This window comes from Microbacterium sp. GQ128, assembly GCF_059758615.1.
On the sequence record NZ_JCAXDY010000001.1, the window covers coordinates 1,117,291 to 1,139,295 of the forward strand.

At 68.4% G+C, this 22,005-nt stretch carries 17 protein-coding genes and 2 riboswitches; of the genes, 7 read left to right on the forward strand and 10 right to left on the reverse strand.

The features are described from left to right. Nucleotides 1-16: 16 nt before the first annotated feature. From AC6CHX_RS05360 to AC6CHX_RS05400, 9 genes are all read right to left on the reverse strand, one after another. The gene (locus tag AC6CHX_RS05360; RefSeq protein ID WP_498271911.1) at nucleotides 17-1,651 is read right to left on the reverse strand and encodes a peptide ABC transporter substrate-binding protein; all 1,635 of its coding nucleotides are present in this window, start codon (nucleotides 1,649-1,651) and stop codon (nucleotides 17-19) included. Nucleotides 1,652-1,870: 219 nt separating this feature from the next. Continuing rightward, on the reverse strand, nucleotides 1,871-4,726 hold the full coding sequence (gcvP, locus tag AC6CHX_RS05365) for an aminomethyl-transferring glycine dehydrogenase (protein ID WP_498272032.1): 2,856 nt from the start codon (nucleotides 4,724-4,726) through the stop codon (nucleotides 1,871-1,873). A 61-nt stretch (nucleotides 4,727-4,787) separates the two neighbouring features. Beyond that, nucleotides 4,788-5,165 (reverse strand): glycine cleavage system protein GcvH, encoded by a 378-nt coding sequence (gcvH, locus tag AC6CHX_RS05370; protein WP_136043559.1) that lies wholly within the window; start codon nucleotides 5,163-5,165, stop codon nucleotides 4,788-4,790. Continuing rightward, nucleotides 5,162-6,361: a glycine cleavage system aminomethyltransferase GcvT gene (locus AC6CHX_RS05375; protein ID WP_498271912.1), complete on the reverse strand. Its 1,200-nt coding sequence runs from the start codon at nucleotides 6,359-6,361 to the stop codon at nucleotides 5,162-5,164. Before AC6CHX_RS05375 ends, gcvH begins: the two co-directional genes overlap by 4 nt. 54 nt (nucleotides 6,362-6,415) lie before the next feature. Then, nucleotides 6,416-6,514, reverse strand: a riboswitch (glycine riboswitch). 1 nt (nucleotide 6,515) lies between these two features. Then, nucleotides 6,516-6,610, reverse strand: a riboswitch (glycine riboswitch). Nucleotides 6,611-6,747: 137 nt separating this feature from the next. Beyond that, a complete protein-coding gene (locus AC6CHX_RS05380) occupies nucleotides 6,748-7,626 on the reverse strand; it encodes an ABC transporter ATP-binding protein (RefSeq protein WP_498271913.1) in 879 nt (292 codons plus the stop codon). After that, entirely contained in the window at nucleotides 7,623-8,474 is an 852-nt protein-coding gene (locus AC6CHX_RS05385; protein ID WP_498271914.1) for an ABC transporter ATP-binding protein, read from the reverse strand. The genes AC6CHX_RS05380 and AC6CHX_RS05385 overlap by 4 nt, the downstream gene beginning before the upstream one ends. Then, complete coding sequence (locus AC6CHX_RS05390; RefSeq protein ID WP_105709582.1) at nucleotides 8,471-9,457, reverse strand: ABC transporter permease; 987 nt, start codon at nucleotides 9,455-9,457, stop codon at nucleotides 8,471-8,473. The genes AC6CHX_RS05385 and AC6CHX_RS05390 overlap by 4 nt, the downstream gene beginning before the upstream one ends. Continuing rightward, entirely contained in the window at nucleotides 9,450-10,445 is a 996-nt protein-coding gene (locus tag AC6CHX_RS05395) for an ABC transporter permease (protein WP_136043555.1), read from the reverse strand. Before AC6CHX_RS05395 ends, AC6CHX_RS05390 begins: the two co-directional genes overlap by 8 nt. Before the next feature lie 40 nt (nucleotides 10,446-10,485). Beyond that, nucleotides 10,486-12,174 (reverse strand): ABC transporter substrate-binding protein, encoded by a 1,689-nt coding sequence (locus AC6CHX_RS05400; RefSeq protein WP_136043554.1) that lies wholly within the window; start codon nucleotides 12,172-12,174, stop codon nucleotides 10,486-10,488. 271 nt (nucleotides 12,175-12,445) lie between these two features. Here AC6CHX_RS05400 and AC6CHX_RS05405 point away from each other — a divergent pair, with 271 nt between their 5' ends. From AC6CHX_RS05405 to AC6CHX_RS05435, 7 genes are read left to right on the forward strand one after another with little or no spacing between them, the layout of a single operon-like run. After that, on the forward strand, nucleotides 12,446-13,162 hold the full coding sequence (locus AC6CHX_RS05405) for an NUDIX hydrolase (RefSeq protein ID WP_136043553.1): 717 nt from the start codon (nucleotides 12,446-12,448) through the stop codon (nucleotides 13,160-13,162). Then, nucleotides 13,159-14,496 (forward strand): quinolinate synthase NadA, encoded by a 1,338-nt coding sequence (nadA, locus tag AC6CHX_RS05410; RefSeq protein ID WP_498271915.1) that lies wholly within the window; start codon nucleotides 13,159-13,161, stop codon nucleotides 14,494-14,496. Before AC6CHX_RS05405 ends, nadA begins: the two co-directional genes overlap by 4 nt. Then, complete coding sequence (gene nadB / locus AC6CHX_RS05415; protein ID WP_498271916.1) at nucleotides 14,493-16,019, forward strand: L-aspartate oxidase; 1,527 nt, start codon at nucleotides 14,493-14,495, stop codon at nucleotides 16,017-16,019. Before nadA ends, nadB begins: the two co-directional genes overlap by 4 nt. Then, complete coding sequence (gene nadC, locus AC6CHX_RS05420) at nucleotides 16,019-16,870, forward strand: carboxylating nicotinate-nucleotide diphosphorylase (protein WP_498271917.1); 852 nt, start codon at nucleotides 16,019-16,021, stop codon at nucleotides 16,868-16,870. The genes nadB and nadC overlap by 1 nt, the downstream gene beginning before the upstream one ends. Nucleotides 16,871-16,875: 5 nt before the next feature. After that, complete coding sequence (locus tag AC6CHX_RS05425) at nucleotides 16,876-18,012, forward strand: cysteine desulfurase family protein (protein ID WP_498271918.1); 1,137 nt, start codon at nucleotides 16,876-16,878, stop codon at nucleotides 18,010-18,012. Between the two features lie 21 nt (nucleotides 18,013-18,033). After that, nucleotides 18,034-18,981 (forward strand): glycosyltransferase family 2 protein, encoded by a 948-nt coding sequence (locus AC6CHX_RS05430; protein WP_498271919.1) that lies wholly within the window; start codon nucleotides 18,034-18,036, stop codon nucleotides 18,979-18,981. Between the two features lie 52 nt (nucleotides 18,982-19,033). After that, nucleotides 19,034-19,807 (forward strand): SDR family NAD(P)-dependent oxidoreductase, encoded by a 774-nt coding sequence (locus tag AC6CHX_RS05435; RefSeq protein ID WP_498271920.1) that lies wholly within the window; start codon nucleotides 19,034-19,036, stop codon nucleotides 19,805-19,807. 32 nt (nucleotides 19,808-19,839) lie between these two features. Here AC6CHX_RS05435 and AC6CHX_RS05440 read toward each other — a convergent pair whose 3' ends face one another. Continuing rightward, nucleotides 19,840-21,888 (reverse strand): ABC transporter ATP-binding protein, encoded by a 2,049-nt coding sequence (locus AC6CHX_RS05440; protein ID WP_498272033.1) that lies wholly within the window; start codon nucleotides 21,886-21,888, stop codon nucleotides 19,840-19,842. Nucleotides 21,889-22,005 lie beyond the last annotated feature (117 nt).

A 22,005-nucleotide genomic window follows, 5' to 3' on the forward strand; every position in this document is an offset into this window, starting at 1 on the left:
TGAGTGCCGTCTGGCTTTACTCGCCGTCCTTCGTGACCTGGTAGAGGATCGGCCAGGTGTCCCAGCCGAATTCGACGTTCTCGACCGAGTCGCCCCAGGCGCCCATGGCGTTGGTGTACCAGAGCGGGATGGCGGGCAGGTCCTGGAACAGGATCTCCTGCGCCTCCTGGAACTTCTTGATGCCGTCTTCGACCTCAGTCGCGGAGGCACCCTCGTCGAGGAGCTTGTCGAACTCGGGGTTCGAGTAGTCGCCGTCGTTCGAGCCCGCGCCGGTGCCGAAGATCGGGCCGAGACCGTTGAACATCGACGGGTAGTCGAACTGCCATCCGGTACGGAAGGCGGTCTGCGTCTGCTCCTCGGTGATCAGCGTGCGGTGCTCGGCGAAGGTCGGGATCGGGTTGCCCGATGCGTCGATGCCGAGGTTGTTCTTCAGCTGGTTGGCGATGGCGTCGACCCAGCCCTGGTTGGGGCCGTCCGCGTTGTACTGGATCTGGAAGGAACCGGTCCACGGTGCGATGGCGTCGGCCTCGGCCCACAGCTCCTTCGCCTTGTCCGCGTCGAACTCGAGCACCTCGGATCCGGGGATGTCCTCGGAATAGCCGTCGATCACCGGGGACGTGAAGTCCTTCATCGGCGTGCGCGTGCCGCTGAAGACGACGTCGGTGATCTGCTCGCGGTCGATCGCGTGCGAGATCGCCGCACGACGCAGCTGGCCTTCTTCTCCGCTGAAGTGCTCGAGGCGCTCCGGGATGGTGATGGTGGCGTTGGCCGCCGCCGGCTGGTTGACCGTGCGGTCCGGGAAGTCGGTCTCGAACGTCTGGAGGGCCGTGTCGGGGATCTCCTGGATGATGTCCAGCTGGCCACCCTGAAGGTCGGCGTACGCCGCCTCGGTGCTGGCGTAGAGCTTCATGTCGACGCCACCGTTCTGCGCCTCACGCGGGCCGGTGTAGTCCTCGTTCTTGACGAGCTCGATGCTCTCGTTGTGCTTCCACGCGCCCTCTTCCGCGAAGACGTACGGTCCGTTGCCGACCGGGTTCTCACCGAAGGCTGCGAGGTCTTCCCAGGCCGAAGCCGGCAGCGGGAAGAACGCGGTGTAGCCGAGACGCAGCGGGAAGTCGGACTCCGGCTGCTTGAGCTTGACCGTGAAGGTCAGGTCGTCGACGACCTCGAGGCCGGAGAGCTCCGGGACGTTCTCCTCGTAGGAGAAGCCCTCGATGGACTCGAAGAAGTAGCTCGAGAGCTGCTTGTTGTCGAGCGCCGAACCGTAGTTCCAGGCCTTGACGAACGACTCGGCGTCGACCGGGTCGCCGTTCGCGAACTTCTGGTCGGCCTTGATCTTGATCGTGTAGGTCTGCGCGTCGTCGGTCTCGATCGACTCGGCGAGGTCGTTGTGCACGGCGCCCTCGGCGTCGTAGTACACGAGACCGGCGAAGATGCTCTGGAGGACGAGGCCGCCACCGACCTCGTTGGTGTTCGTCGGGATCAGCGGGTTCTGGGGCTCGGTGTTGTTGACCGAGATCACTGCCGTCGGGTCACCGGAAGGGGTTTCCTCCGTGCCCTCGTTGCCGCCACCACTCGCGCAGCCCGCGAGCGTCAGGGCGCCGATCACGAACAACGCGGAGCCCGCAAGGGCGATCTTGTTGCGCTTCACTTTGTGTCCTCCTGTGGACTATTACTCAGACTGCGCGCTCATCGTTGAACGCGTAGGGATAGTCGAGAGTAACCCGCACCCGCGTCGCGCCCGCCCTCAGCTAACGAACTGTTACTGAGTGGTGACCATACGTAACAAGGCTGAAACACCGGGAAATACGAGACGGTGCTGCGCCCCTCAACAGGGGCGCAGCACCGTCTGCTCACATGAGCACGAGGCTCAGGCGAATGCCTCCACCGGAGGGCACGCGCAGACCAGGTTGCGGTCTCCGTACGCCTGGTCGATGCGACGCACCGGCGGCCAGTACTTGCCCGCGACGAGGGCGCGCACCGGGTACGCGGCCTCTTCTCGCGAGTACGCGTGGTTCCACTCCCCCGCGATCAGCGAGACCGCCGTGTGGGGCGCGTGCACGAGCGGGTTGTCGTCGGCCGGCCAGCGACCGGCGGCGACGGCTTCCGCCTCGGCCTTGATCATCACCATGGCTTCGATGAAGCGCTCGATCTCGTCGAGGTCCTCCGACTCGGTCGGCTCGACCATGAGCGTGCCCGCGACCGGGAACGACATGGTCGGGGCATGGAAGCCGTAATCGATGAGGCGCTTGGCCACGTCGTCGACCGTGACGCCGGTCGCCTCCTTGAGCGGACGCAGGTCGAGGATGCACTCGTGCGCCACCCGCCCGTTCTCGCCCGTGTAGAGCACCGGGAAGTGGGAGCCGAGCCGCTCTGCCATGTAGTTCGCGGAGAGGACGGCTGCCGCGGTGGCGCGGCGGAGTCCGTCGGCGCCCATCATCCGCACGTACGCCCATGAGATCGGCAGGATCCCGGCAGAGCCGTAGGGAGCAGCGGAGATCACACCGCCCTCGAACGTGTACCCGCCGAAGTGCTCCGTGCTCTGGGCGAGCGGGTGCGAGGGAAGGAACGGGGCGAGGTGCGACTTCGCCGCCACCGGACCGATGCCGGGGCCGCCGCCGCCGTGCGGGATCGCGAACGTCTTGTGCAGGTTGAGGTGCGAGACGTCGCCGCCCAGGTCGCCGAAGCGCGCGTAGCCGAGCAGAGCGTTGAGGTTCGCGCCGTCGACATAGACCTGCCCGCCCGCGTCGTGCACGGCCGCGGTGATCTCGACCACCTGCTCCTCGTACACGCCGTGCGTGGAGGGGTACGTGATCATCAAAGCGGACAGATCGTCGGCATGCTGGGCGATCTTCGCGCGCAGATCGTCGAGGTCGACGTTGCCGAGTTCATCGGTCGCGACGACCACGACCTTCATGCCGGCGAGGACGGCCGATGCGGCGTTCGTGCCGTGCGCCGACGACGGGATCAGGCAGACCGTGCGGTGCTGATCGCCGTTCGCGTGGTGGTAGCCGCGGATCGCGAGCAGACCCGCGAGCTCACCCTGCGAGCCGGCGTTCGGCTGCAGCGACACCGCGTCGTACCCGGTGACCTCGGCGAGCCAGCCCTCGAGCTGATCGATGAGCTCGAGGTAACCCTGCACATCGGCCGCCGGAGCGAACGGGTGGATGCCCGCGAACTCGGGCCACGTGATCGCCGCCATCTCGGTGGCCGCGTTGAGCTTCATCGTGCAGGAACCCAGCGGGATCATGCCGCGGTCGAGGGCGTAGTCGCGGTCGGCGAGGCTCTTCAGGTACCGCATCATGGCGGTCTCCGAGCGGTGCGCGTGGAACACGGGGTGTGTGAGGTACTCGTCTTGGCGGCGCAGGTCTTCAGGGAGCGCCCGCAGCTTCTCGTTGCCGAAGAGGCCGAACGCCCGCTCGTTCTTGCCGCCGAAGACCATGGCGACCTGGTGCAGTTCGCCGAGCGTGGTGGTCTCGTCCACCGCGACGCCGACCGTGTCGGCGTCCGCGACGTGCAGCAGGATGCCGTAGCCGTCGTGCGCCTGCGCGGCGTACTCGACGGCACGGCCGGGCACCCGCACCTGCAGGGTGTCGAAGAAGTTCGCGTGCACGATCTCGACGCCGGCCTCGGTCAGCCAGTCGCGCAGCAGCGCGGCCTTCGCGGTCGTCTGGGTAGCGATCTCGCGGAGCCCGTCGGGACCGTGATAGACCGCGTACATCGACGCCATCACCGCCAGCAGCACCTGGGCGGTGCAGATGTTCGACGTCGCCTTCTCACGGCGGATGTGCTGCTCGCGCGTCTGCAGCGAGAGGCGGTACGCGGGCTTGCCGTCGGCATCCACCGACACCCCGACGAGACGGCCGGGCAGCTGCCGCTCGAGGCCCGAGCGGACGGCCATGTAGCCGGCGTGCGGTCCTCCGAAGCCCATCGGCACTCCGAAGCGCTGCGTCGTGCCGACGGCCACATCGGCGCCGAGCGACCCCGGAGAGGAGATCAGTGTGAGCGCGAGCAGGTCCGCCGCCGCGACGGCCAGTCCGCCAGCGAGGTGCACGGCGTCGAAGACGGCCGACGGGTCCCAGACCCGACCCGATGCGCCCGGGTACTGGACGAAGACACCGAAGAGATCCCCGGGCAGCTCCTCTCCCGCGGCGAAGTCGACGGACACGAGCTCGATCCCGAGGGCTTCCGCGCGGGTCGCGAGCATCGCCCTCGTCTGCGGCAGGGCGTCGGCGTCGACGGCGAACACGTTCGAGGACGACTTCGAGGCGCGGCGTGCGAGCAGCATGCCCTCGACGACCGCGGTGGACTCGTCGAGCATCGACGCATTGGCCGTGGTGAGTCCGGTGAGCTCGGCGACCATGGTCTGGAAGTTGATGAGCGCCTCGAGGCGGCCCTGCGAGATCTCCGGCTGGTAGGGCGTGTACGCCGTGTACCAGGACGGGTTCTCCAGCACGTTGCGCTGGATCACCTGCGGCGTGATGGTCCCGTAGTAGCCGAGGCCGATCATCGGGCGGTTCACGGCATTGCGCGACGCGAGGGTCCGCAGCTCCGCGAGCGCTTCGGTCTCGCTCGCTGCCGCAGGGATGCGCGACGGCGTCGCACCATCGGCCTCGGGAGACGGACCGGTGTAGATCGACGCCGGCACGGCCTGACGCATCAGCGCCTCGACCGGGCTCAGCGCGTCGTCCGCTCCGGCGGTGTCGAGACCGAGGGCATCGAGCATCGTGCGCTGCGCGGCATCCGTGGGTCCGATGTGACGATCGGCGAAAGTGACCACTGGTGAATCAGCCCTCCGTCAGCGCGACGTAGGCGTCGCGGTCGAGCAGTCCGTCGAGCGCACCGGCGGCGACGGAGACCTTGAGCAGCCAGCCGCCCTCGAACGGTGCCGCGTTGACGAGCGACGGGTCGTCGACGGCCGCGTCGTTGATCTCGACGACCGTGCCGGTGACCGGCGCGTAGAGCTCCCCCACCGACTTCGTGGACTCGATCTCTCCCACCACCGAGCCGGCGGTGACCTCGGTGCCGACGGCGGGGAGCTCGACGAACACGACGTCACCCAGCTTCTCGGCGGCGTAGTCGGTGATGCCGATGGTCACGGTGTCGCCGTCGGCGGCGATCCACTCGTGCTCTTCGGTGTAGCTGAGGGCGGCGAGGTCGGTCATTTGGTCCTCCGATAGAAAGGCAGGGCGGTCACGGTCGCGGGGATCTTCGTCCCCCGCACATCAAGGAATACTGCGGTTCCCTCTTCGGCGGAAGAAGGATGCACGTAGGCCATCGCGATCGGATGGCCGAGAGTCGGGCTGAGGGCTCCGCTGGTGATCTCGCCGAGCTTCTCTCCCTCGCCGTCGACGACGGCGTAGCCGGCACGGCCGGCGCGCTTGCCCTCGGCGACGAGGCCGACCAGCACGGGGGCAGCAGAGGCTCCGGCCTGCTCGCCGGCGACGAGCGCCTCCTTGCCGACGAACTCGTCCTTCTCGGTGACGACCACGCGTCCGAGTCCGGCCTGTGCCGGCAGCGTGTCGAGGCTCAGTTCGTGCCCGTACAGCGGCATGCCCGCCTCGAGACGGAGAGTGTCGCGCGCCGCGAGGCCGGCGGGCACGAGGCCGTGCGGTTCGCCGGCCGCGATCAGCGCATCCCACAGTGCGGGCGCGTCCGCCGCCGCGACGAGCAGTTCGAAGCCGTCCTCGCCCGTGTATCCCGTGCGGGCGATGAGGAGGGGCTCACCGAGGAAGCGTGCGTCGGCCCAGGCGTAGTACTTCTGATCGGGCCAGGGCGTGCTCAGCTCGGTGATGCCGGAGGTCGCTTCGAGGATCGCCTCCGCAGCGGGTCCCTGCACGGCGAGCAGCGCGTACGAGTCCGATACATCTTCCACATCGACGCCGCGATCACCGAGGAAACCGGCGAACGTGCGGTCCGCCCCCGGCGTGAGCCGCGGCTGCTCGCGCTCGACGAGCGAGGGGAAGTCGCGGACCCGCTTCGCGAATGCGGAATCCACGAAGCCCCGGTTGCCGGCGTTCGCGATCACGAGGTAGCGGTCCTCCGCCAGCCGGTACGCGATCACGTCGTCGACGATGCCGCCGTTCGCGGCCAGCATCAGCGAGTACTTCGCTTTACCCACCGGCATCGCGGAGATGCGGCCGGCGAGTGCGAAATCGAGGAACTCGGCCGCCTTCTCACCCGTGACGAGGAATTCCGCCATGTGCGAGATGTCGAAGAGGCCGGCGGCCTGCCGCACGGCGTGGTGCTCGGCGAGGTCGGAGGTGTAGCGCACCGGCATCTGCCAGCCGCCGAAGTCGGTGAACGACGCGCCGAGCGCCTCATGGCGCTCACGCAGCGGAGTGTAGCGGGGGTCGGACATGGAGTTCTCCCGGGCTGTGACGGGCGGAACGGCGGCATCGCCGCTCCTCGGAACTCCCCCTCTGTCATAGGCCTGAGAGCTTCACCCGTGCACGGAGGCGGGGTTTTCACCGTCGGCGGATCCGCAGTCTCGCGGGATCGCTTTTCAGAGTGGCCGGAACCGCGCGGTACGCGTACCTGAGAGATTGGCGGGGAGGCTTGCTCCTTCGGTGCCCGGCTGCGTTCGCCGGGGCTCTCCCGCGTGGTTCATTCGGCCTGTCTTCAGTTGTGCTGCAAGTCTAGCCGGTCCCCTCGTGCGCACCGAGACGACGCTCCCGTCGCACTTGCTGTCGCTCTGCGGAGAACAGAGCGACAGCAAGTGCGACGAGAGCGAGGTGGATCGGTCCGTCAGTGCGCGATGCCGAGCTCGGCGCGCACCTCGTCGCGGAGGCGGCCGAGGTTGTCCGGTTCGGGTGCGGCTCCGAGGAGCGTCTTGGTGTACTCGTGCTGCGGGTTGAGGATGACCTCGTCCGCGGGGCCGCGTTCCACGACGTCGCCCTTGTAGAGCACCATGATCTCATCGGAGAAGTGCCTCGCCGTGGCCAGGTCGTGCGTGATGTAGAGCACACCGAGGTTCTCTTCGCGCTGCAGATCCGCGAGCAGGTTCAGCACCCCGAGACGGATCGACACATCCAGCATCGATACCGGCTCGTCGGCGACGATGAACCGGGCTCCGGGAGCCAGTGCCCGCGCGATCGCGACCCGCTGACGCTGCCCACCCGACAACTCATGCGGGCGACGATCCGCGTAACTCTCCCCCGGGAGGAGGCGAACGCGCTCCAGCAGCTCCACTGCGCGCTCTCGCACCTCGCCACGAGACAGTTCCGGGTGGTGCAGACGGATCGGCCGCTCCAGGTGATGCACGATCGTATGGAACGGGTTCAGCGACGCGAACGGGTCCTGGAACACCATCTGCACATCCGCACGGTACCGCTCCAGCGCCCGCCCGCGGGTTCCGGACGGCTTCCCGTCCAGGAGGATCTCCCCGGATGTCGGGGTCTCCAGCTTCATCAGCATCCGCGCGATGGTCGACTTCCCGGATCCTGACTCCCCGACCAGGGCGACCGTCTTTCCGGCCTCGATCGTGAAGGACACGTCTTTCACCGCGTGCAGGACGCTCGACTTGAAACCGGAGCGCAGGTGGAAGTCCTTCACCAGGTTCCGCGCCTCCAACCGCGCCGGCTCCGACACGCCCGTCCCGGTGGTGGTCGTGGTGTGGGTGCTCATCGGACGCCCTCCTGGCTGACACCGGTGCGGACGAAATCGCCCCGCTCGCCCTTGAGCGACGGGAAGCTCGACAGCAGTCGCTTCGTGTATTCGTGCTGCGGGGTCCGGTAGATCTCCTCCGCCGTGCCCTCTTCGACGATCTGCCCCTGCAGCATGATCGCGATCCGATCGCTGATCTCGATCAGCATGGGCAGGTCGTGGGTGATGAAGATCACCGCGAACCCGAGCTTCTCGCGCAACCGCATGATCTCGCGGATGATCCCTCTCTGCACGACCACGTCGAGCGCGGTCGTCGGCTCGTCCATGATCATCACCTGCGGATCCAACGCCAGGGCCATCGCGATCATCATCCGCTGCCGCATCCCACCCGACAGCTCATGCGGGAAGCTCGTCAGACGGTTGGGGTCGACACCGACCAGGGTGAGCAGCTCCTCCGCCCGCGCCGTCTTCGCCTTCTTGCTCATGCCGGGACGGTGCGTGTCGAAGATGTCGAAGATCTGTGCCTTCACACTGATCACCGGGTTCAGCGAGTTCATCGCGCCCTGGAAAACCATCGAGATCTTGTCCCACCGGAATGCCCGAAGGCCCTCGCCGTCGAGACCGACGATGTCGATGTCATGACCATCGCGGTCATGGAACACGATCTCCCCCGCCGTCATCAGCGCCGGCGCCTTCAGGAGACGGTTCATCCCGTACGCCAGAGTCGTCTTGCCGCAGCCGGACTCCCCCGCCAGCCCCAGGATCTCGCCCCGGTTCAGCGTCAGCGACACGTCGCGCACGGCCTTCACCGGCGGGTCGACCTCGTACTCGATCGACACGTTCCGCGCCGTCAGCACCGGCTCGCTCATGCGGTGACCCCCTTGGTCTTCGCGGCCTTGCGCACCCGGCGCGCGGCATCGGGCGCGTTGCGCAGCTTCGGGTTGATGACCTCGTCGATCGCGAAGTTGATCAGTGCGAGACCGGCGCCGAGGATGGCGATCATGATTCCCGGCGGGACGAACCACCACCATGCTCCGCGTCCGAGAGCCTGACCGGACTGCGCATCGTTGAGGATGGTCCCCCAGGTGATCGAGTCCGTCGGCCCGAGTCCCAGGTACGACAGCCCGGCCTCGCCGAGGATCGCGAAGATCAGGGCGAAGAGGAACTGCGCCGTGAGCAGCGGCAGGAGGTTGGGCATGATCTCGACGAGGATCACACGCAGCGATCGCTCGCCTGCCACCTTCGAGGCGTAGACGTAGTCGCGGGTGCGGAGGGAACGGGTCTGCAGGCGCAGGACGTAGGCGGCCCCGGCCCAGGAGGTGATGCCGAGGAAGATCGCGACCAGCTGCCACGTTCGCTGCGGCACGAAGGAGGCGATCACCATGACCAGCGGCAGGGCGGGGATGACGATCATCACGTTGGTGATGAGGGCGAGTCCGTCTTCGCGCCAGCCGCCGAGGTATCCGGCGAGGACACCGAAGACGAGCGACAGCACGATCGCGATCACGCTGGCGATCAACCCGACCATGAGCGACCCCTGAGCACCGATCGCGAGCTGGGCGAACATGTCGTTGCCGAGCTTGGTGGTGCCCAACCAGTGCTCCGCCGACGGCGGCTGCAGTGCGGGGTTGGCCGTGCTGCGCGGGTTCTGCGTGAAGAACGGCGCGATGATGGCGAACAGCACGATCGCGAGCACGAGGAGCGAGCCGACGATGAACTTCGGCGATGTGCTCGGCAGTATGCGCCGTTTGCGGCCTCTGCTCTGAGTGGCGAGTGAGACGGTACTGGCGGGCGCCGTCATGGGCGCGTCTTCCACGGTCAGGAGACCGGCGGTGTTCTGCGGATCAGACATTCTGGCGCGCCCTCGGGTCGATGAAGCCATAGACGAGGTCCATGAAGAAGTTGGCGGCGAGCACCGTGATGGTGATCACCAGGAACAGGCCCTGCATGAGTGCATAGTCGTTGTTCGTGACGGCCTGGAACATCAGCTTGCCGATGCCGGGATACGTGAACACCTGCTCCATGACGATGGAGCCCGAGACGACGAAGCCGAGCGTGATCGAGAATCCCGCGATCGACGGGATGGCCGCGTTCCGTGCGGCGTACGTCGTCATGATGCGACGGTGGCGAAGGCCCTTGGCCTCGGCTGTGAGGACGTAGTCCTCGGCGAGTGTGGCCACCATCATGTTGCGCATGCCGAACAGCCAGCCACCCACGGAGCTGATCACGATCGTGATCGCCGGGAGGAGCGAGTGCGCCAGCGCGTCGGAGAAGAAGGCCCACGTGGGCTCCGGCCCGTCGGGGAAGTCGAACACGTCGTAGCCCCCGAAGATCGGGAACCAGCCGAGGCCGACCGCGAAGACCGAGACCAGGATCAGCGCCAGCCAGAAGTACGGGATGGACTGCAGCACGGTGGTCGCGGGGATGACGTGGTCGACCCAGGTGCCCCGCTTCCATCCGGCCCACGCGCCGAGGGCGACGCCGAGGACGAACGAGATGACCGTCGCCGTGCCGACCAGGACGAGTGTCCAGGGCAGTGCTCCGGCGATGAGCTCGGTCACGGGGGTCGGGTACTTCGTGACCGAGATCCCGAGGTCGCCGCGGAACATGCGGCCCCAGTACGCGAGGTACTGATCCCAGAGCGAGGAGTCATCGCCACCCAGCAGGAGCTTGATGTTGCGGATCGTCGTCTCGGAGATCTCGCCGCCGGCCCGCTGCATCTTGGCGATCATGATGTCGGCGGGGTTCCCCGGCATGAGACGGGGAAGCAGGAAGTTGAGAGAGATCGCGGCCCACAGCGTGAACGCGTAGAACCCGATTCTTCGTGCATAGAACTTCATGTCACTCTTTCCTGACTTCCTGCTTCCCGTCTCCTCTCGACTACTTCGCCGGCTGCAGCTGCGTCAGGACGTAGCCTGCCGCGATCGCACCCCAGGACGGCGGGAAGGCGTAGAGGTCCTCCTCCGTCGGCCAACCCGTGAAGTCCTTCGTGTTGTAGAAGGTCTGGGTCGCGTTGATCACGAGCGGGATGTAGGGCAGGTCACGGACGATCTCGGTCTGGATCGTGCCGTAGAGCTCCTTCTTCTCCGCCTCGTCATCGGTGCTGATCGCGGCCTGCACGGCAGCATCGACCGTCGGGTTGTTGTAGCGGCTGAAGTTCCAGCGTCCGGCCGGGACCTCGGTGCCCACGGGGCTCGTCGACTGCACCTCGGTGCCGCCGAACCAGTCACGGTAGATCTGGAAGGGGTCTGCCACCGACGTGCCGATCATGCCGCCGACGATGAGCTGGAAGTCGCCACCCTGACGGGAGTCGGAGAACTCCTGCCACTGCACGGTCGAGACGTTGATCTTGATGCCGGCTGCGGCCGCCTGCTCGGCGATCAGCTTCGCGGCGTCGTTGTAGTCCGTCCAGCCGTCGACCGAGGTCAGCGTGAGCTCGAGCGGCACGCCGCCCTTCGCGTAGAAGTCGCCGTCCTTCGTGTAACCCGCGGCCTCGAGGATCGCGTCCGCCTCGGCGACGTTCGCCTCCTGCGGGCTGACCTCGTTGGCGGGGTCCGCGACCCACTTCTCGTCGCGCGGCAGCAGAGCGTACGTCGGCGAGATGTCACCGGTGAGCCCGACGAACGCCTTGTCCTTGATGGTGGCGCGGTCGATCGCCAGGTTGAGCGCCTGACGCACGGCGACGTCGGTCTGCGGACCGGTGCAGCCGAGCTCCGCGTTCGAGCAGGTGTACAGGACGGTCGGGTCCTGCGGCGTGTTGATCCAGTCGATCTTCCCGTTGCCCGTCACATCGTCGGGGTTCGGGATGAACATGCCGGTCCAGTCGAGCTCGCCGGCGGCGAGCAGGTCCTGCGCGGTCTGGTTGTTGTCGACCGCGATGTACTGGACCTTCTTGACGCCGAGCTTGTCGGCGTCGCGGAAGTTCTCGTTCGCGACGATGGTGTACGACTCGCTGGTCGTCTTCTCGACGACGTATGCGCCGGAGCCGACGGGCTCCTCGTTGGCGAAGTTCGCGAAGTCGGTGACGTCGGCCCAGATGTGCTCGGGGAGGATGTAGGTCGAGCCGAGACGCTGGAACTCGGTCGTGTACTGCGCGGACGAGTACGTCAGCACGACGGTGGTGTCGTCCGTGGCCTCAGCCGAGACGAGACCGTTGCCCTCGGGGTTGTTCGCCTCGTACTTGAACGAGAACGCGACGTCCTTCGCGGTGAGCGGCTCCCCGTCGCTCCACTTGAGGTCGGGCTTGATGGCGATCGTGATCACCGTGCCGTCCTCGTTGTATTCGAAGGTGTCGCCGATCAGGCCGACGGGCTCGGTGTCGGCCGTCTTGTTGTAGAAGAACAGCGGCTCGTAGATGGGGCCGAGCGCACCGTGGAGCACGGTCGGCGCGAACGGGTTGTAGTTCGCGGTGATCGGGGTCTGGCTGCCGGCCCAGACACGAAGGGCACGGTCGCTGTCGGCGTTTCCGTCGTCGCCGCCGCCGGAGCCGCAGGCGGTGAGGCCCATGGCGAGGACGGATGCTCCGGCGATCGCGGTGAGCGCGATTCTGCGCTTTCCGTTTCGGATCATTTCTCTTGTTTCCTCTCGGTGCTGCACTGCAGGAGGGATCGCTCCAGGTGGAGCGGAACCCCGACTGTGGGGTTCGTGGGCCCAGGAGGAGACCGATCGGCCTCTCCCCGGAGGGGGTTTGTTAGGACAGTAACCTAACAAACCCGTACGCGGGTAGACAACCCTCCGGGAGCGCCCCAGATAACGTTTCGGCCTCGACGTCGGAATCCGTCATATGCGCACACTAAGAGTCTCCATGACACTAAGATCGATCACGGAGGTTAAGGTGTCTATGACTCGAAGCGAGGAGATCCGGGTGGCCGTCTCGACGGTCATCCTCACGCTGCGCCGCACCGACGACGCGCGTGCGGTCCTCGCGCTGCCCCTCGTCCTCCGCACCCGTGAGCCGTTCGCCGACCAGTGGGCGCTTCCCGGGGGCTGGCTCACGGCGACCGAGTCTCCTGTCGACGCCGCTGCGCGCACGCTCGCCGAGACGACCGGACTCGCCCCCAGCTACCTGGAGCAGCTCTACGCCTTCGGCGCCGTCGACCGCTCCCCCACCCGGGTCGTCTCGATCGTCTACTGGGCGCTTCTGCGTCAGGATGACGTGACCGCACAGATAGCCGCCCATCGAGCATCCGGCCGCGCCCCCGAGAACGTGCGCTGGTTCGACATCGATCAGCTGCCGCAACTGGCCTTCGACCACGCGAAGATCGTCGAGTACGCCCTGTGGCGCCTGCGCAACAAGGTCGGCTACAGCCGTGTCGCGCGAGGCTTCCTGCCCGCCGAGTTCACCCTGGCCGAACTGCGTGAGGCGTACGAGTCGATCCTCGGCAAGAGCCTCGACCCCGCCAACTTCCGCCGCCAGGTGGAATCCGCGGGCAACCTGCTCCCCACCGACCGCTTCCGCACGGGTAACCACCGTCCTGCACGTCTGTACCGCGACAACACCGATGTCGAGCTGGCCGACCGCGGCCCCCTCGGACCCGAAGAAACGAGCACCCGATGAGCATCACCTTCGTCCCCGCTCCCGCCGTCCCGCCGCTGGATGCCTCGGTGGACCACGCGATCCAAGCCATCGTCGGCGGCGCATCCACCGACGCCACCTGCGCGACCGACCTGGCCGCGGGACCGTGGGACTTCGACTCCCGCCCCGGATACGGCCCAGGCTCATCGATGGGTGATGTGATCCCCACGGGATCCCCTCGACAGGGCGAGCTCCCTGTCGAGTATCGGGAGGCGTCGGAGGACGAGCTCGATGCCCGCATCCGCGCGGCGAAGGCCACACTCGGCGACCGGGTCGTGATCCTGGGCCACTTCTATCAGCGCGAAGAGGTCGTCCGGCACGCGGACTACGTCGGCGACTCCTTCCAGCTCGCCACGGCGGCCAAGGGCCGAGCCGACGCCGAGGCGATCGTGTTCTGCGGCGTGCACTTCATGGCCGAGACCGCCGATCTGCTCTCACAGCCTGACCAAGCCGTGATACTTCCCAACCTCGCTGCCGGATGCTCGATGGCCGACATGGCCGACATCGACCAGGTCGAGGAGTGCTGGGAGCAGCTCGCAGACGTCTTCGGCGACCTCGACACCCCCGACGCGGACGGCCGCGTGCCCGTGATCCCCGTCACTTACATGAACTCCTCGGCGGCGATCAAGGGCTTCGTCGGACGGCACGGCGGGATCGTGTGCACCTCGTCCAACGCCCAGACCGTGCTCGAGTGGGCGTTCGAGCGGGGGCGGCGGGTGCTGTTCTTCCCCGATCAGCACCTGGGGCGCAACACCGCCAAGGCGATGGGCGTGCCGCTCGAGCAGATGCCGATGTGGAACCCGCGGCGAGCGCTCGGTGGCTCCTCGGCGGCTGAGCTGGTCGATTCCCGGGTGATCCTGTGGCACGGCTTCTGCTCCGTGCACCGCCGCTTCACCGTGGGGCAGATCGACCAGGCCCGTGCCGACCACCCCGGCGTGCGGGTCATCGTGCACCCGGAGTGCCCGATGGAGGTCGTCGACGCGGCGGACGAAGCCGGCTCGACCGAATACATCCGTCGCGCGATCGACTCCGCGGCCGAACCCACGACGTTCGCCATCGGCACCGAGATCAACCTCGTGCGCCGACTGGCGGCCCAGTACCCGCAGCACGAGATCTTCTGCCTGGACCCGGTCGTCTGCCCCTGCTCCACGATGTACCGCATCCACCCGGGCTACCTGGCCTGGGTGCTGGAGGAGCTCGTCGCCGGCCGCACGCCGAACCGGATCACGGTCGCCGGCGACGTCGCCGATCCCGCCCGCGTGGCACTGGAGCGGATGCTCGCCGCGAAGCCCCCGGTGAGTGCGGCCACACGATGAACATCCTGGTCGTCGGTTCGGGCATCGCCGGTCTCACGGCGGCGCTCCATGCGGACGAGGCCGGGCACGCGGTGACGCTCGTCACCAAGGGAGTGCTCGGCGACGGGTCCACCGGGCTCGCCCAAGGCGGCGTCGCGGGTATCTACGGACCCGACGATTCGGCGCAGCAGCACGCCGCCGACACGATGGACGCCGGTGCCGGACTCTCGGATCCCGCGGCGGTGGACGTGCTGGTGGCCGAGGGTGCGGAGCGGATCGCGGAGCTGATCGCCCGCGGCGTCGGCTTCGATCGGACGACCGAGGGGGCGCTGCAGCTCGGACGCGAGGCGGCTCACCGCCACGCACGCATCGTGCATGCGGGCGGGGACGCCACCGGTGCGGCGATCTCCACGGCGTTGATCGCGGCGGTGCGGCGGACGGCGATCACCGTGGTCGAGCATGCTCTGCTCACCGAACTGGTCGTGGCCGGGGGCGCGGTGCGCGGCATCCGCCTGCTGCGGGGCACAGAGAACGCCGAGCTCCACGCCGACGCGGTGATCCTCGCGACGGGCGGCGCGGGCCACCTCTACGCGCACACGACCAATCCTGCCGGCTCGACGGGCGACGGCATCGCCGTGGCACTGCGCGCGGGAGCGGCCGTCGCCGACCTGGAGTTCGTGCAGTTCCACCCGACGATCCTGGCGTCGGGTCCGGCGTTCCTCATCTCGGAAGCCGTACGCGGTGAGGGTGCGACGCTCGTCGATGACTCCGGTCGACGCTTCACCTTCGACAGTCATCCCGACGGCGAACTCGCCCCTCGCGATGTCGTCTCCCGGGCCATCGCCCGGCAGGCGTCCGCGCAGGGACGGCCGGTGCGGTTGGACGCCAGGATGCTCGGCGGCGAGACCCTGGCCGCGCGCTTCCCGACCATCGATCGGGTGACACGGGAGCGCGGATTCGACTGGTCGCGCGAGCCGATCCCGGTGACACCCGCGGCGCACTACCTCATGGGTGGCATCGTCACCGACCTCGACGGACGCACCACGATCCCGGGGCTCTTTGCGGTCGGCGAGGTCGCCCGCACCGGCGTACACGGGGCGAACCGCCTGGCCTCCAACTCGCTGCTCGAAGGAGCCGTCTTCGGCGCGCGAGCCGCAGCAGCTCTGACGATGCCTTGGCACCTCGTGCCCGCCCCCATGCGTGCTGCCGACGAGCGGCATCGGGTGGAGGACCGCGAACCTGTTGCCGCCACTTTCAGCCGCGCGGCACTGCAGCAGCTGATGTGGGACCAGGTGGGGCTGCTCCGTACCGACGACGGCCTCGCACACGCACTGGCCACCGTGCGCAAATGGGCCGCGTCCGCATCGAAGCCGACCACGACGACCGAGCAGGAGGACGCGAACCTGCTTCTCCTGGCCGAGGCCACTGCCGCAGCAGCCCTGGACCGCACCGTCTCGGTCGGCGCCCACCACAGGGTCGATGCCGGAGCTTCGGCAGATGCCGCCCCGGTCCGAACCCGCTCGTCGATCCTGGAGACCGTCTGATGCTCACCCGTTCCACCCTCACCCGCGTCGTCGGAGCAGCCCTCGAGGAGGACGCCCCGTGGGGGGACCTCACCAGCACGACGCTGCTCCCCTCCGAAGCGACGGCCACCGCCGACCTCGTCGCCCGCGAGGCGGGGGTCTTCAGCGGCGGCGAGGTCTTCACCGCCGCGTTCGCGCTCACCGATCCGACTCTGACCGTCGACCTGCACGTCGGCGAGGGCGATGAGTTCACCGCGGGCGACGTGCTCGCCTCGGTCTCCGGGTCGGCGCGCAGCATCCTCACGGCGGAGCGCGTCGCGCTCAACTTCACACAGCGGATGAGCGGCATCGCGACGCTCACGGCAGCCTATGTCGCGGCTGTCGATGGCACACGCGCGCGCATCGCCGACACCCGAAAGACCACTCCGGGCCTGCGTGCGTTCGAGCGGCACGCCGTCCTCTCCGGCGGGGGCAGCAACCACAGATACTCCCTGTCCGATGCCGTGATGGCCAAGGACAACCATCTCGCCGTGCTCACCCGATCCGGCCTCGACCTCGCGTCGGCGCTGCGCGAGGCCCTGTCACGCCTGCCCCACACCACTCACGTCGTGGTCGAGGTCGACCGTCTCGACCAGATCCCCGCCGTCCTCGACGGTGGTGCGCACACCGTGCTGCTCGACAACTTCTCGCTCGACGACCTGCGCGAAGGCGTCGCCCTCATCGGCGACCGGGCCACGGTCGAAGCCTCGGGAGGCGTGAACCTGGACACCGTCGGCGACATCGCGCGCACCGGTGTCGACGTGATCTCGGTGGGCGCGCTGACCCACTCGGCACGCGCGCTCGATCTCGGCCTGGACCTGCGGATCGACTGAGCATCGTGCTCTACCTCGACCATGCCGCGACATCCCCGGTGCGACCGGAGGTGCTCGAGGCCATGCACCCGTACCTGACGGGCGTGTTCGGCAACCCGTCCAGCCACCACACAGCGGGAGAGGCTGCGGCGAGCGCTCTCGACGACGCCCGCGCCCGGGTCGCCCGCTTCCTGGGGATGCGTGCCGGTGACGTCGTGTTCACCGCGGGCGGCACCGAGGCGAACAACCTCGCGGTCAAGGGCATCGTGCTCGCGGCTCTCGAGGCCGGTCGACGACACCTGGTGGTCTCCCCCATCGAGCACGAGTCGATCCTGGAGTCCGCCGAGTACCTCCGGCGCTTCCACTCCGTCGATGTGACCCTGCTGCCGGTGGATGCCGGTGGGCGGATCGCGCCGGATGCCGTCGCCGCGGCGATCCGCCCCGACACCGCGCTGGTCTCGGTGGGGCACGCGAACAATGAGATCGGGACCGTGCAGGATGCGGCGGCGCTGTCGGCGGTCACCCGCGCCGCCCGCGTGCCTCTGCACCTCGACGCTGTGCAGTCGGCCGGGTGGCTTTCCCTGCACGAGCTCGGCGCCGACGCCGTGTCGATCGCCGGGCACAAACTCGGCGCACCCAAGGGGATCGGCGCACTGGCCGTGCGGGGGCGCGTCCCCATCGAACCTCTGCTGCACGGTGGCGGCCAGGAACGAGGGAGACGCTCGGGAACCGAGAACGTCGCCGGGGCCGTGGGCCTCGCGACCGCACTGGAACTCGCGGAACGGGAGCGGGCGACCGTGGCGGCGAGGGTCGGTTCTGCCACTGCACGGTTCATCTCCCGCGTGCTGAGCAGCGTCCCGGAGGCCGCACTCACCGGCGACCCCGAGCGCCGTCTGCCGGGGACGGCGAGCTTCACGTTCGCCGGCACCAGCGGAGAGGCGGTGCTGCTGGAGCTGGAGCGTCGCGGTGTCATCTCGTCGAGCGGCTCGGCGTGCGCCGCCGGCAGCGACGAGCCTTCGCATGTGCTCCTCGCGTGCGGCGTCCCCGCCGAGGTCGCCCAGACATCCGTCCGGTTCACCTTCGGTCGGGAGGAGCTGCCTGACGACGCACCGCAACGGCTGGCGGCGCTCGTCGCGGAGTCCGTGCGCGCGGCGCGGGGCTGATACCCGCCATAGACTCGGCAGGTGACCGCCGCCGCCCCGATCGTGACCGTGATCGTCCCCGGACGCGACATCGCTGCCTTCGCCCCCGCCGCACTCGACTCGTTGCGCTCCCAGACCGAGTCGCGATGGCGCGCGATCCTCATCGACGACGGTTCGACCGACGACACGGGCGCGATCTTCACCGCGGCGGCCGCCGACGACGACCGGTTCACGACCATCCGTCACCCGGCATCCCGCGGGCTCGGTGCCGCGCGCAACATCGGCCTCGACCTCGTCGACACCCCTTACCTGGGTTTCCTCGACGGTGACGACGAGCTTCTCCCCCACGCGCTCGCCCGGATGACGGGCACTCTCGCGGAGACCGGAAGCGACTTCGTCGCCGGTGCCTACGTGCGCTCCCGTGCGCAGGGCGTGGCATACGTCGCCGGGCGCGTGCAGCCCTGGGTGGCGGCGGCGACCTCGCCGGAGCGCCTCGGCACCACCCTTGCGGCGCACCCTCGGGCCGTCTCGAACATCGTCGCCTGGTCCAAGGTGAGTCGCACCGAGTTCTGGCAGGACCTCCACTTTCCCGAAGGGGTCGCGTACGAGGACCAGGTCGTCGCCCAGCTCATGTATACCCGGGCACGGACCTTCGACGTGATCCCCGATGTCGTCGTGCAGTGGCGGCTCCGCGCCGATGGCACCTCGATCACGCAGGGCAAGGCGCAGCTGCCCGTGCTGAGGGACTACCTCGCGGCGCTGCGCGGCGGCATCCGGGTGCTGCACGACGCGGGCGCCCGGGACTCGGTCATCGCCCGACTCGAGCTCATACTCGCCATGGACATGCCGTCCCTGCTCGAGATCGCGAGCAGTCACCCCGACACCGCGTACGCCGCAGAGGTCGACACCTTCATCGCAGAGCTGCGGGCACTGCCCGAGTTCGCCGACGCCACCCCCGATCCCACCCTCGCCGCCGCACTCGCGTGGTGACACCGCACATCTGTACCATCCACACCGCTGAACGAACGACACGGATGACCGCATGAACGACTACCTCTCCTCCCTCTTCTCGCTCGAAGGCCGCACCGCGGTCGTCACCGGCGGCAGCTCCGGCATCGGCCGGGGCATCGCCACGGCACTCGCCCGGTCCGGTGCCGCGACCGTGGTGGTCGCGCGCGGCGAGGCCCGCATCGAGGAGACCGCCGAGGAGCTCCGCGCGCACGGGTGCCGCGTCGCAGGAGTGGTCGGCGACCTCAGCACTCGGTCGGGCATCCGTGCCCTCGCGGAGGCCGCTGTCGAGCCGTTCGGGGAGCCCGACATCCTCGTCAACTCCGCGGGCATCAACATCCGTCCGCCGTTCGCGGAGATCACCGAGGACGACTGGGACGCGACGATGACGGTCAACGCCCTCGCGCCGTTTCTCCTCGGTCAGCGGTATGCGCAGGGCATGGCCGAACGCGGCTACGGCAGGCTGATCCACATCAGCTCCCAGCAGGCTCACCGTGCCTTCGTCGGCAGTGGAGTCTACGGCGCCTCGAAGGGCGCGGTGGAGTCGCTGATGCGCTCGGAAGCCGAAGCGTGGGGCGGGACGGGTGTGACCAGCAACACGCTGGTACCGGGTTTCGTCCTGACACCGTTGAACGCCCGTCTGCAGCAGGACCCGGCGAAGATCGCCGAGCTGGCCGCCCGCACGATGATCGGCCGCAACGGACTCCCGAGCGACTTCGCGGGCGCGGCCGTCTTCCTCGCCGGAGCCGGGTCGGGGTATGTCACCGGCCACTCCCTGTTCGTCGACGGAGGCCTCTCCGTCCACTGATGTGCGGAGGAGGCCGAGAAAGCCGGAGCGGATCAGGGCTCGGGCGGGTAGACCCGTTCATCCGGGCGCGGCTCGGCGAGCAGAGGCACGGCAGCGGTGATCGCCGCGACGGCATCGGCCCCGGCGGAGTCCGCGGGTGCCCGGTCCGCACGGCGTTCGGTGAGCGCAGCACCGACTCCCCCCGTCACCGCCTCCTCGACCGCAGCCTCGGTGTCGAGCACGCGCGATGCGGCGACCTGCTGAGCGGCGAGTTCGGCATACAACCCGCCCCGCGCGAGCAGTTCTGAGTGGGTTCCCGATTCGACGATGCGTCCGGCCTCGAGCACGTGAATCATGTCTGCACCCATCACCGTGGACAGGCGGTGCGCGATCGACAGTGTCGTGCGCCCCTTCGCCGCTTCGTCGAGCGCTTCCTGCACCACTCGCTCCGACACCGTGTCGAGCGCAGAGGTCGCCTCGTCGAGGAGCAGCACCGGCGGATCCTTCAACAGCACGCGCGCGATCGCGATGCGCTGCTTCTCCCCTCCCGAGAGCCGATACCCGCGCTCGCCGACGACGGTGTCGTACCCCTGCTCGAACCCGGCGATGATGTGGTGGATGTTGGCCGCGGTGCACGCGGCGATCAGCTCCTGCTCCGTCGCATCCGGCTTGGCGTAGCGGAGGTTCTCGCGGATCGTCGCGTGGAACAGGTAGGTCTCCTGCGACACGATGCCCACGTTGTCGATGATCGACTCCTGCGTGAGTGTGCGCACGTCGGCGCCCGCGAAGAGCACGGCGCCGCCCTTCGCCTCGTACAGCCGCGGCGCGAGGTAGAGGATCGTCGTCTTGCCCGCACCGGAGGGGCCGACGAACGCCACGTGCTGCCCGGGCTCGGCGACGAACGAGACGCCGTCCAGCGTCGGTCGCGCATCAGCGGAGGCGTCCGGGTAGCGGAAGACCACGTCGGTGAACTCGAGCCGCCCCTTGGGCCCCGGCGCCTCGTCGACGGTGATCGCATCCGGAGCATCCTCAATCTCGGGCACCAGGTCGAGGTACTCGAAGATGCGCGCGAACAGCGCCGAAGACGTCTGCAGATCGAGCGACACCCGCATGAGGCCCATCAGCGGCATGAGGAGCCGTGCCTGCACCGTGGTGAACGCGACGACCGTCCCCGCCGTGATCGCCCCGGTGCCGCCGGCGATCAGATAGCCCGAGACGAGGTAGATGACCGCAGGCACGCTGGCCATGAGCACCTGCACGACCGCGAAGAAGCCCTGGCCGCTCATAGCTCGGCGCACCTGCAGCACGACCTGGTTGCGGTTCTCGGCCTGATAGCGCTCCGACTCCGTGCGCTGGCGGTTGAACGCCTTGGAGAGCAGCATGCCCGAGACGCTCAGCGTCTCCTGCGTGATCGAGGTCAACTCCGACAGCGATTCCTGCGTCTCCCCCGCGATCCGCGCCCGCACCTGCCCCACCTTGCGCTGGACGAAGATGAGGAACGGCATCATGATCACGGCGATGAGGGTGAGACGCCAATCGATCAGGATCATCGCGACGAGCGAGGCGATCACCGTCACGACGTTGCCCAGGATGCTGGTGACGGTGTTGGTCAGCACACCGGAGACGCCGCCCACGTCGTTCTGCAGCCGGGACTGGATCACCCCCGTCTTCGTCCGCGTGAAGAATCCGAGTTCCATGGCCTGGAGGTGCTCGAAGAGCTTGACCCGCAGGTCGCCGGTGACACTGTTGCCGACGGTGGAGGTGAGCCAGGTCTGCGCGACCCCGAGGACGGCGGAGAGCAGGAAGAGCCCGACCATCGCGGCGACGAGCCAGGCCAGCAGCTCGAGGTGCGGTCCGCCGCCGGCGACCGGGAACAGGGCGTCGTCGAAGATGCGCTGCACGATCAGCGGCGGGATGACGGCGATGGCCGCACCGACGATCACGAGGATCCCGGTGAGGAAGATACGCGCGCGGTAGGCGCGGAACAGCGACACCACCCGCGCGCCGAGGCCGCTGATCCGCGGCGCTTCGGCGTTCATGCGCCGCTGAGCGTCTTCATCCACCCCGCGGAAGCTCGCGCCTCCCCCTCGTCCACCGCCCATGCTCATGGCGCCAGCGTACTCAGGCCCGGCGACGTCGAGGGCCGGCGCATCCGCCCACAGCGGATTTCTGTGAGTTCGGAATGAAATGTCCGCGCCCGCCGTTACGCTGAAGGACTC